The following is an 11,795-nucleotide window of genomic DNA, read 5'->3' as shown; positions in this document are numbered from 1 at the left end:
TATTCAGCACCGGCCCCACCTGATCGACGGCTGCCTCACAGCAACCGGCCTCGCACCCCTCAGCTCATGACGACATCACGAATTCAGTCTCTGTAGTCGCGCCCGTGATCAACTCCGCATCGTCACATCATTGACCGACGACAATCTTGAACCAGCTGACATCCGGCGCAAGATGTTTGCCCACTACTCGACCAAGCGTGATCTCGTGAAAACACCCGATGCCGGCCAATACCCGGACGAGGTACTGCGGCCACCGTTCACCTCGCTGTTCCCACAACGGGTGTACCGAGCACTTCTCGAGCGCGGCTACCACGCCCAACCTCATGTCGAAGTCGGAAAACGCCAGCTCGACATCGTCGTCTACGGCGACAGCGGTGCCGTAGCTGTGGTCTGTGATCGCCACACCGGAACCAGCGCCGAGAACCTCCAACGGGAGACGGACGCCCTGCGCGAACTGCAGCGGGCCGGATGGCCATTCCACCGCATCACCCACAGTCAGTTCGTTCTCGACCGCAACGCCGCCCTGGCGCCGCTGTGGCGAACGCTCGATCAGCACGGCATCAACCCCATCAGAACATCGGAGGCGTGAGATGGAACCACTGGACGAGAAGACACTGCCCGCGCTCGCCGACCTGATCTGTGGCGATGACGCGCTCCACTACCGGCGCGCGGTCGACCTCGTGGACTTCTTCCGCCACACTGGTTGGGACGACGTCCTCGACTACGACGGCGAATCCCGCCGGTCGTGGACTCTTGATCAGCTGCGGCGCAAGCGAAACGATCCCGGCGCCATCGAGCGGGTTCTATGCCGACTCGTCGCCCGCCGTGAATACCCCGGCGCACCCGACACCGCCGACGACCTCCTGGTCGACCTCAACCGGCTGCTCGAACCCGAACTCGTTCACATCGAACTCGACGGCAACCTCCGCCCACATCTGAAACCAGGGGTCGCTGATGCCAAACGCCTGCGAGACGATCCGACCAGGCAGGAACTGCTATATCGAATCGAGGACATCGTCGCTGACCGCCAACTCGTTCCCCTGCTCAATCAACGAGTCCGCGAATTCCACTCCTGCCGCGATACCGGCAGCTATCTGGCCGCCGTCATCTTGGCGGGGAGTCTCCTCGAAGGAATACTGCACGATGCTGCCCAAAATCGTCCCATTCCAATGGAAATCTTCGACGAACCCGAGGCAAAGAAGCTAGAGGTAAGTAGGCCAAAAGGACCACGCGGCTGGAGTTTACACTCCCTCGGATACGCCGCCCGCCGACTGGAATGGATCGACAGCGACGTGGGCGAAGTTATCGGCGCGCTTCGGAAATTTCGCAATATCGTTCATCCTCGCCAACAGCTCGAACTCGTCGGCGAAGTCCCCGATGCAGATACTATTGATATGTATTGGCCGATTATTGTGGGAGCCATCAACGATCTGGCACGCACAAAGCCCGACCCAGACTCAGAGCGCAATGCTGACGCCATCGTCACCACATAGGTGCGGCCACAATTTTCATTGAAACAGCAATCTCCAGGTTATAATCTCAATATGGCCCAAGATCGGATCAATCACAACGCGCCCGTCAGTCGTTTCTGGCAGCCACTCGGGGGCACGTCTGAGCTTGACGGTGCCGGTTGGCTTATTGATCCTACGGTGCCCGTATTCGGCGAATTCTTCCAAAATACTTCATGCCTTGAGACGTTCACCCTCGCCGAGATCCCCTGTGTCATTCTTCTAGGTGAGCCAGGTATGGGTAAAAGTCATACTCTTTATGATAATCTTGACGCGCTATCAGGCGGAGTGTCATGGACCGGAAGGATTGTAGCCCATGACCTCAAAGACATGACCACGAAGGACGATTTCCGTCACACCGTCCTTAATGATCCACAGATCTCGGACTGGATGGAATCAGACGATAACCTCTGCCTCATTCTCGACAGTCTTGACGAGGCCGAGCGCATGGACCCTGGCCTCCATAAGGTCTTTGCAAGTCAAATCAAGCAATGGCACAAGAATCCACGCTGGACGCCTGACCGACTGTTGCTGCGCATCGTCTGTCGAACGTCGGACTGGAAGTCATCGCTAGAAGATGCACTTACAACAGCTTATGGTTTCGATAAGGTAGAGCGATATATCCTACTTCCTCTCAGGAAGCGGGACGTAATCAACTTTCTGCCTGACTCGAGTGTGGCTTCGGATTTCCTGATTGCTGTCGAGAACGCAAACGCGGTGCCCCTGGCTTCTCGTCCTTTGACCCTCAACATGCTGGCACGGACCTATAAAAGCGACCGAGGACTTCCCGGCAAGGCCTCGGAACTGTACAGACGCGGACTCCTCGCTCTATGCGATGAGCACGACCCTGGTCGACGAGACAACGGGGCGATCAGAACAGTATCGCCTTCGGAGATATTGAAGGCTGCCAAGTGGATCGCGGCACTATCGGTATTCCGGCAGCGCCCAACCATATGGCGAGGATATGTGTCTGAGGCTTCAGACTCGGATTTGACCGATGACGAATGCGCTACCGACGATTATTATCCGGCGATACAAGCTGCGCTTGGAACCGCTTTGTTTTCCGAGGCTGGTGCTCATCGTGCGGGGTGGGCTCACTCCACCTTCATGGATTTTCTCGCAGCTCAATGGGTAATAGATAATTCTCTCGAAAAGCACCAGGTTCGGTCGCTGCTCTGCTTCGACGAACGAAGTATTTATCCGCAAACAAGTATGGTTGCCGCGTGGCTGGTAACCTGCGAGCCCGATACCTATGGCTGGCTCGTCGCTATCGATCCCGAGTCGCTGCTGACTGGCCTCGACATCCCGGACGACAATCTGCGCAGAAAGATAGTCGATGAAATCTTCGACCGCGCGCGACGGGGGGAGTTCTTTCGCGATTTCCGGCATGACTTTTCTAAGTTGCGCCATCCCGGTTTGGCTGAGCAGATCCGCCAAGGACTTCGGGACTCGGACGACGAACTGAAGCGGCTCGCGTTCAATATTGGGAGGTCGGCCGGGATAACGGAAGTTGTCCCAGACTTCTCATCAATAGTCCTGGATTCAGCTAATCCCCAGTGGCTCCGCACCGCTGCCGCGCTAGCCGTCTACGACCTCTGCGGCAGCGATACGACTGGAAACCTCGCACCACTGCTTCCTCAGTTGGCCTCTAAGCTAGCAGCGAACCCAAGCGAGGGGGAGGAACTGTTCGCGGCCGTCGCGCTTGCCTCATGGCCGAACGAAGTGCCCACGTCTGAGATGGTTCGGATGATCAATCATGTCCCATTAAGCATAAAGGGCAGTAACTATTGGTTACTAGTGCATCGACTCACCGAGTCACTCATCGAGACCGAATCTGACGCCGTAGCTGAGTGGTTGAAAGAGAATGACGATCTGTGGCTATGCGATGATCTCGGACCACTTTTAGACAAAGCGGTAGATATTTGTTTGAGGTGTTCTCGCCGCGCTGAGTTCATCCCTACTGTCGCGAAGCTAGCGAGGAAACGCGCTGTTGAATTCAAGGGGATTCTCCTTGAAAGAGACGCAGGCTCATTACCTCTCGAAGGGCGTCGCGCACTCGCACTCGAACTACTAGGCATAAATACAACGCAACACGAGCTCGCAAAGATAGCAACCGACGTCGGATCTGGTAGACCGATCCTTGAGGCAGAAGACTTCAGTTGGTTGGTCGAGCAATATTCGAGTGTAGAGGACGAGCGACGCGTAGCCGTCGGTAAAACTATTGCCCTCCTCTTCTCACCCGACAATTCAGAACATGTTGAGAAAGTGGAAGGACTGCCATCAGATCACCCAGTGGCGTGTCAAGTATTGAGATACTTTACCGGTGCGATCGAACCTGATCCCGAGATGCAACGGCTCCACGAAGAATGGCGACGTCAACGCATGGAAACCGAGCAAAAACAAGCTCAACTCGATACTGAAGTTGACTCAGAAATATCCGCGCTGACCGCCCGAGTAGAGGCTGGTGAGACCGAGGCTTACTGGGGGCTTCTTCGAACCATGACTGTGAAGCCGGGGACACAATACTACCAAGATAGCCAGCCCGATTTGACTCAGCACGAACGTTGGTCTGTAGTGGACGCATATGTTCGGAACGTGATTATTGCCGCCGTGCCGTCGTACCTCGCAATGGCAAAATGCCAGCCCGAACTGTGGTTAGAGAAAAACAATCGACATTTTCCATCCGAAGCTGCCTACAAGGCACTCGTCTTGCTTTTGCGAACTGATCCGGACGGACTTGAGCGTCTTCCCGGTGCCGTATGGCGCGAATGGGCTCCGATCCTCGTTGCGTGGCCCACGCCTATGCTTGATGTTGACCCTGCGATAAAGGGTGATCTACTTGCACATGCGTGGTCACATGCACGCAAGGAGTTGACTGATTCGCTATTGCGGGTGCTTGATGATCGTGCACACCGTGGTCAACAACTGTTTCTCACTGTCGAGATCCATAAGATGTGGACGAATGAACTCGGCGAACAACTCGTTGAGCGATTTAATTGCGGACTCCCAGCCGCTGCGCGCGAGGAGCTTGTTCGTACCGTCGCCGAGATAGATTTTGCGCTCTTGAAACCTCTGCTTCGCCAATGGGTGGTAAGTTCCGAGAGTCGCGCTGCAGATTTGAAGCGGTCGTATGAAGCGACCTATTGGCTACTTTCACGCGATGCTGCTGGCTTCTGGGGTGAATTCACTGATCTCATGGAGAACGACCCTGAATTTGTGCAACAAGCTTTCTTGGACATGGCAACCGTTGACCGGACAGTCGTTCCTGACGTATCGCCCGATCAACTTGGCGCTCTGTACCTCTGGTCTGTGGACAGGTTTCCGCCAGAGGAAGACCCTGATGTGTTGAGTTTGGGCGTGCATCGGCCGTCGCTCCGCGAGATTTTGGCACGCTGGCGTGGCAACATCCTCAATAGCTTGGTCAGCAAAGGAACAGAAGAGGCGATTGCCGTCGTAGAAGACATCGCTCAGACGCACCCGCAAGAGCCGTACTACCGACGGGTGCTGCGAGATGTCCGCGCGGTTCACACGCGCGAACGTTGGCGGCCCATGAGTCGAGAACAATTGCAGACTCTTGCCCAGAATGCTAATAGCACGCTGGTTCGTACTGAGGCAGACTTGCTTGAGTGTGTGCTTGAGACACTTTCGCAAATACAGTTCGGACTGCAGGGCGATACATCGATCAGCCCATTCCTGTGGGACGAAGGCACTGAACAGAAACCGAAGAGTGAGGACCGTGCATCCGACCTGCTGCGGTACCTATTGAATCTCCAGCTTCAGCGGCGCGGCATCGTGATTAATCGCGAAGTTCAAGCTCGACGCTTCCAACCCAGCGGAATGGGCGAGCGGACAGATATTCTAATAGAGGCGATAACCGAGAACGGACCGGATCATACCGCCCTGAGAGTAGTCGCAGAGGTCAAAGGATGTTGGAATAAAGCGGAGCTTTACACTGCCCTAAAGGAACAGTTGGCCGATAGATATATGCGCGATATGCACACACGCCTCGGAGTCTATATAGTACTATGGTTCGATAAGGATAGCTGGTCGACGAAAGATAATCGACGGCGTAACGTAATAAACCTGGATCTGGGCGATCTAAGGAATGAACTGGAAAAACAGGCGAGAGCTCTCGATTCGAGAGGGAATAATATCCGCGTCGTGATATTGGACGCATCCTATGGCAGGCCGCCTGTAACGGATGAAATCGCGGAATAGCGCCCATGCAGACATCACCGTTCCCTTCCGTGCCCATCCCGCATCCGCATCCGCATCCGCACGCTCCCGCATCCGCCGCCACACTGTTCCGTGGTCGACGTCGAATTTGCCGACGATTCGTTCGAGTGACCATCGCTGCTCGATGTACAGTCGCGCGGCCTCCTCGCCCTGCTGCTCAGAGAATTTCAGAAAGAGCGTGAAGCACCGCCGGACGCTCCGGACCCGGCACATCCTTGATGGCTTCGCGAAGAAGCCTGATCTTGTTCCTTGTGACGACAACCTTGGCAACTGCGGCTGCTACAGACGCGGTTACGCCGGTCGCGGTGGCGCTGACCGTGATGGCGAGTGCGTTGGGGTCCACGGATCTGCATCCTCTTTCTGGTGACAGTGAGCCGAAACGGCGAGCTCGGGTGTAGGCGGTGTGGTCATTGATGATTTCGGACAGCATGACGACGCCGGGCTTTGCCCAGGATGTCCACTGCGGCGGAAAGGATCTCCGGGTTCTGCATCGCCGCTGTGAGGTCGTCGGTTTTCGCTATCCCGGCTACGTTGCATATGAGAGCACCGACGATGTACAGCAATCGGGCATCTTCGGACAGATCACGAGAGAGCAGTTCGTCACCCTCGATCATTCGTACGATGATGCGTCGTCTGTCCCTGCTGAAATCCGGTCCACTTGCGCTACCGGTAGGGAGATTCGGGCCTGGCGCGGGGGCTCCGCGCCGACCCGGCTCTGCCGGAGCGAGGAAGCCTCGGCGTCTGGCTGCGGCAATCCAATCGCGAATGGTCGGTTCTGGACGATCGAAGGTTTGCGCCAGGCGACGAATGGCTCCGCGCCCTTGGGGAGCTTCGGCGATGTATTCCTCTGCTATCTCGATGAGTAGCTCGTCGTCGAGTTCCGGACGTCCACGACGGCGTGTGCTGATCGTGGTCAGATTTTCCAGTGCCCGCCGCTGATCGGCGGTGAGATCCTCGGCGCTCAGCGCCGACCCCGTCAGCACCGGGACTCCCTCCGTGCGCCACGAGTCGTCAGAGAGCTCGTTTTCGACGCGCGTGAGGATATCGCCGAGTGGGATTCGGCGTAGAACGTCACTGGTGATCAGGGCAGCAGGATCGTTGGCAGGCCGACGTTGCTCATCGGGATCCAGGTAGTTTCCGTCGTCATCCTCACAACCCCAACTTTCGCGGAACAGCTCAAGCTCGGTAATCTCCAGTCCGCGACCGCGATTGATCAACACGGCATACACCGTGACGGGCAACTCCTCGCTTCGGTAAACGATGTCGCAGACATAGTCGGGTCCGCGAGTCTTCTCCTTGACGTAGATCTCGATCCTGTCCCTGGGCCAATCCTCGTCATCGACGGGGCTGCTGTTGTTGCTCAAGGGGCCCAACCCCGTGCTGATGAACGATCCCTTGGTCAAGTCGACCAACTGGCGCGTTCGGCCGCGGCTGTAGGACAGGTCGCGGATGCGCGGGTCCGGATGGGTTATGTAGTCGCTGGACTCGGTGTCGGGCACGACGCCAGATTAAGGCAGCAACGCTGCTGGTCGGCTGGAAAGAATGACTGAGTAAGGCTGCGGAGTAAGTCATCTCAATACGCTCGGCGTACTGCACCAGTCCCGGTTGACCCAGAGGCAGCAACCATCACCATTCGTGCGAGGACGGATCGTCGTCCAACTCGATGAAGGTGCTTTCGTCTGTCTGGCCGGCCTGGTCATGAGTATGTCCGTCCGGAGCCGGGCACGAGCTGCTGGTGGATTGCGGACGATTTACGAACAGCTCGCGGATTTGTGGGTCGTAGTGGTCGAAGGCGGCTTCGTTGTAGGGCTGGCCGTTGCTGGGGTGGTGCGCGATGTGTGGGCCGCGCTCGGGTAGTTCGGCCAGCCCTAGTCGTTCGGTCACGGCGTCGCTGGTGTCAGCGGTCAGCAAGGCCCAGATCGGGCCTGCCGGGTCGTAGTCCCCTGTCAAGTGGCGGGCGGTGGTCGCAATCACCAGGCCCTGGTGACCATGGCCGAGCGTTCGGTGCAGGGCAGTCCGTAAACCGGTCTCGCGGCGGGACGAGTGCAGTGAGAACAGTAGGATTCCAAACCCGTCGGTCGGGAAACGTTGGTAGTCGGCGAGTTTGGCGGCGACGGTGGCCAGGGTTTCGGTGCCGGTGTCGTATTCGAGGAAGAACCTCACCGTACGCCCATCGTGCTCCCAGCAACCGTACCCGTCCGGCCGGATGAGGGCGGGGATCGAGTGCGGCGGTCCAGAACTGGTCGGCGCATTGGCGTTCCGACCACCACTGCGTCAAGCCCTCCAGCGCTGTCATGTCGGGGTGGCGGGCGGGGTTGCTGTGCGCGGCCAGTGCGGCGAAGAACCCGTTGATACCCAAGCGGTGCTTGAGGGTCGGCGAGCATGCCAGGCGTTCGAGGGACAGTGCGTGCGCGGCCGGGGTCGGTGGCCGCTCGGCGCGCTGGGCCGCGATCAGGCGCGCGCCGGAATAGCCAAGGGCGTGGCGGGTTTGGCTGGTGCCGCCTCCGTAGAGAGACTCGCGGAAGGCGAACAGAATGCCCATCTTCCGCAGCTTCGCCAGCCGGTCCTGCGCGCGGCGGATCGAGGTGAATTCCAGGCTGGCGATCTGGTCGGTGGTCAGCACCTTGTGTTCGGCCAGGAGTGAGGGAAGGCGACGGTCGCGATCGAGCAGGCGAAACCATGGACCGGCGTTCGGATGCCCGCCGCAGTGTACGGTTACGCCGCTGCGCCGCCCCCCGCGTGAATATGTCCCAGTATTGATACTGAGTCGGGATTTCGACCTCACTCGCGGATCGTGGGCGTGAGCGGCGCGGATGCTGACATCGTGTTCGGCGTTTGGGGCGGCGGTTATAGGACGCCGAGCCGACGCCGACCTACCCCCATCGCCATCCGCCGACCCACCCGCAGCCGGGCGGTCGTCGTGGCCGGTCATCGGGCACCACCGCCCGCGACCGGTCAGGCACCCACAGCCCGGATGATCACATCCGGCCCGTCCACCAGCACCGCGCGGTTCGTATGCTGGTCCGTCAGGTCCACTTGAATTCCAGGTCAGGCCCGGTATTGCACCGGGCCTGACCTGTTTTGTTCGGCCCAACCCTGCGCTTACCCCACGGTTTTGCATCGTTGGTTTGTGCCGGGTTTTGGTTGCTCGGGCTTACGGCAGTGTGGTCTTTCATTTCTTCGATTGCGTGCAAAGTGCGTGGCTGAATGCGCGGTATGCGGCATTTCGGTGCATCAGGGTGCGATATCTCGGACGATCTCGGCGATACATCGGTCCGCCGCGGATGCAGTCAGAGATTCCTAGCAGTAGTCCTCGACGAACAACAGGCACCCCACCCCCTCGACCAGATGGCCTCACCAGGTCCGGCTGCGGAGCAAACAGTTTGACGTTCGGATGGCCGATGATGATCATGCTGGCAAGGCGGTGGGCACGGACGAGCAGGTCTCCGCAGTCACTTGGCTCTCGACGACGATGAACGCGTTGGACCGCGTGGCAATCACCAGCCGGTACACCGTCGTTGACCGTTGAGCGGCGACGCTCCGCAACGCACAGACGGGGTTGCAGCCCTGTCCACTACCGCATTTCCAGCTGACGACGGTGGTGCGCGGCGACACGCATGCGATCGAACAGACCGTTGCGAACTTCCGGGAATCGGCTATGAGGGTGCGTCGGGAAGGCCGAGATGATCTCTGCCCATTGATCTTCCGGAGAGCCGCGTGGGCGCCTGGAACCACGCGGCATGACGGGACGCGCTACGGCGTGGTGCCCATCGCCCACCGGAGGCTGATGTCCGGCTTGGTCTGAAGCCACAGTGTTTGGCGACAATGTGATCGGCGAAGTCGATCCGAAGCTGCTCGCGACCGGAGCGCTTGTCGACTGCTATCGGATGTTCCGCGAGATCGACTGGCAGCCAACAGCTACGGCTCACTTGAACGCCCGGAACGCGGTGCGGTTGTAGAGCGGTTGTTGCGGCGAGGTGGTGCGGAGTTCCGCGGGTAACTGGCCGCATCAGTGCAGCTGCGGTGAGGCTTGGCCAGTGGGGGGTTGAGGTGTATCGCGTCGAGCAGTGGATAGTTGCGCTGACCAGAGAATACGGTCGGTATACGCATTTTCCGTGATCAGCAGAACGAACGGCACAGCGAACACCGCGGCGCCCAGGGGTGGTAGATGTGCAACCCAGCGTGTGCCGTCGTCGTATGAATCATCGAGGGAGTCTGCGAAGCACGCACAGACAATGAATGCGGCAGCCCGGGAGGTCAGGGCAAGGCCTATTGATGCGGTCGTGCGCCCGGTGCGCGGGTACCGCCTGAGGAGCCATCCACCGGCCAGGGTGAGCGCGGCTGCCGGTATGAACAGGACGGCGCCGGCCAACAGTGTGAATAGCCAGTAGTGAGCGATCTTGTCCGCCAGAGACCTGTTCGCGACCTTGTCGAGCGCGTGGGTGGTAGCCAACGCAACCGCCGCGAAGGCGACCGGCGCGGCCGCCATCGCGAACGTCCATCGCCTGGCTGTGCCCATCGTGGCCGGGGCGGTTGAGGACGATGCCAGGAGTGCGTGACCAGCGGTGGAAGTAGCAGGCGCTCGAGTGGCCGAGCGCCTGATACTTCGCAGAATGCTCTGTCTCAGAACCATCTTGGGTTGCGCCCTGCTGTGGCGAGTGCCTCATTTGCGGTGGTAACCGCTGCCCCGAGCAGAACCAGGTCTTTGAGCAAGAAGCCGCCGGTTGAGCCGAGAAATGGGAAGCCGTAGCCGGGTTCCCAGGCACCTGGTGTGGTGACCATGAAGCTGAGGGTGGTCAGGAACAAGACGCACGCGCCGAGGCTGGCCAGGCCCGAGAGACGGGGCGCGAACCTCGGCAGGGCGATCAGTGTGCCCAGTGCGATTTCCACGACACCAAGGGCGGCCGACAGTGCTCCCACGCTCAGCAGGTTGTACAGCCACGACGTCAGCGGCGAGTTCGCGATCAACGGCTGGATGCCCTCGGCTTCGAAGGAAAAGAACTTCATGGCGCCGATCCAGATGAGGACCAGTGCCAGCCCGTAGCGGCTGATTGCGGGGCCGACCCGGTATCGGACTGCCGCGCGATGCGGGTGGAGCGCACGCGTCGTGGTTGTCATGACGACCTCCAGTGAGTGGATTGCGATCAACGTTTCGTGACCGTCTATTGAGTAATGACGGTTAGCTTGCATGCCTACTGCTAACCTGTCAATTCGGTATGCTGGTCATATGACGGAACGGGGTGTCGCTTCGGCGCATCGATTGGTGGCGTTCATCAACACGCGGCACTGCCCCGACGGGGACGACGTACTCGCGGATGAGCGCGGACCGGTCTGGCTGGCGGACTGGCTCGGCAACGGCGATGCGCGGATCGAGCCTGCGGACCTGGCGCGGCTGCGTGATCTGCGCGAGGGCCTGCGCCAGCTCGCCGCCGCCAATAACGGCGAAAAGCCCGACACCGACGTGGTCGCCGAGTCGGCGGCGGTATTGGAGTCGGTACCGCTGCGGATGGTGTTCGGTGATCAGGACCAGCCTCCCGGCCTGGTCGCCATCGGTTCGGATGTCGATGAGCAGAGCATCGCCGCGGTGGCCCAGTGCTACTTCACTGTTCGGGCGGCCGGTGTGTGGCCCAGAATCAAGTCCTGCGCCGCGGCCGATTGCCGCTGGGCGTACCTGGACGTCTCACGCAACGGATCGCGCCGGTGGTGCGACATGGCCAACTGCGGCAATCGCGCCAAGAACCGAGCCTGGCGCAGCAGGTCACACCGATGATCCGACGACAGGCGGCGTAGTAGCGGACGTTCTGCGCCGCAGTCGATCTCGTCGTGCAGAACGCGCGCTCCACGGCAATATAGGACGTTCTCGACATTGGCCTGGCGGAGCCTGTGAACCCGGCCGACAGGGTGCGTCCCGACAGTGACAGCCAGGCTCGGATGAGCGCGCAGTGGTGGGTCGAGCACAGTGGTGGTGGGGCCCGATCGTTCTACGACGCCCGACGCTGCGGCCTGAACTCATGGGGGTCTGCTCGTGTGCGGTGAACACAGAAGGGCCGT

General features: G+C 59.7%; 9 protein-coding genes and 1 pseudogene. 4 read left to right on the top strand and 6 right to left on the bottom strand.

Features of this window, described 5'->3' with window-relative positions; translation table 11 throughout:
* Positions 1-130: 130 nt before the first annotated feature.
* From ACIA76_RS20880 to ACIA76_RS20870, 3 genes are read left to right on the top strand one after another with little or no spacing between them, the layout of a single operon-like run.
* A complete protein-coding gene (locus tag ACIA76_RS20880; protein WP_397153486.1) occupies positions 131-589 on the top strand; it encodes a hypothetical protein in 459 nt (152 codons plus the stop codon).
* Between the two features lies 1 nt (position 590).
* A complete protein-coding gene (locus ACIA76_RS20875; RefSeq protein ID WP_397153485.1) occupies positions 591-1,493 on the top strand; it encodes a hypothetical protein in 903 nt (300 codons plus the stop codon).
* Positions 1,494-1,544: 51 nt separating this feature from the next.
* On the top strand, positions 1,545-5,726 hold the full coding sequence (locus ACIA76_RS20870; RefSeq protein ID WP_397153484.1) for an NACHT domain-containing protein: 4,182 nt from the start codon (positions 1,545-1,547) through the stop codon (positions 5,724-5,726).
* A 175-nt stretch (positions 5,727-5,901) separates the two neighbouring features.
* Here ACIA76_RS20870 and ACIA76_RS20865 read toward each other — a convergent pair whose 3' ends face one another.
* The 6 genes and pseudogenes from ACIA76_RS20865 to ACIA76_RS20840 all read right to left on the bottom strand — a co-directional run bounded on the left by ACIA76_RS20865 (position 5,902) and on the right by ACIA76_RS20840 (position 10,862).
* On the bottom strand, positions 5,902-6,087 hold the full coding sequence (locus ACIA76_RS20865) for a hypothetical protein (RefSeq protein ID WP_397153483.1): 186 nt from the start codon (positions 6,085-6,087) through the stop codon (positions 5,902-5,904).
* Between the two features lie 64 nt (positions 6,088-6,151).
* Complete coding sequence (locus tag ACIA76_RS20860) at positions 6,152-7,243, bottom strand: hypothetical protein (protein WP_397153482.1); 1,092 nt, start codon at positions 7,241-7,243, stop codon at positions 6,152-6,154.
* Between the two features lie 127 nt (positions 7,244-7,370).
* A complete protein-coding gene (locus ACIA76_RS20855; protein WP_397153481.1) occupies positions 7,371-7,907 on the bottom strand; it encodes a replication-relaxation family protein in 537 nt (178 codons plus the stop codon).
* A 127-nt stretch (positions 7,908-8,034) separates the two neighbouring features.
* Positions 8,035-8,676 (bottom strand): annotated as a pseudogene (locus ACIA76_RS20850) (replication-relaxation family protein); the annotation flags it as partial.
* A gap of 1,077 nt (positions 8,677-9,753) precedes the next feature.
* Positions 9,754-10,233 (bottom strand): hypothetical protein, encoded by a 480-nt coding sequence (locus ACIA76_RS20845; RefSeq protein WP_397153480.1) that lies wholly within the window; start codon positions 10,231-10,233, stop codon positions 9,754-9,756.
* 134 nt (positions 10,234-10,367) lie between these two features.
* Entirely contained in the window at positions 10,368-10,862 is a 495-nt protein-coding gene (locus ACIA76_RS20840; RefSeq protein WP_397153479.1) for a YkgB family protein, read from the bottom strand.
* Between the two features lie 109 nt (positions 10,863-10,971).
* Between ACIA76_RS20840 and ACIA76_RS20835 the strand changes: the two genes are divergently transcribed.
* On the top strand, positions 10,972-11,514 hold the full coding sequence (locus ACIA76_RS20835) for a CGNR zinc finger domain-containing protein (protein ID WP_397153478.1): 543 nt from the start codon (positions 10,972-10,974) through the stop codon (positions 11,512-11,514).
* Positions 11,515-11,795 lie beyond the last annotated feature (281 nt).

It is taken from the genome of Nocardia sp. NPDC051570, from assembly GCF_044454005.1.
Taxonomy (GTDB): Bacteria; Actinomycetota; Actinomycetes; order Mycobacteriales; family Mycobacteriaceae; genus Nocardia.
The sequence above is the reverse complement of the archived record's forward strand: the minus strand, read 5'-3'. Positions and strand labels throughout refer to the sequence as shown.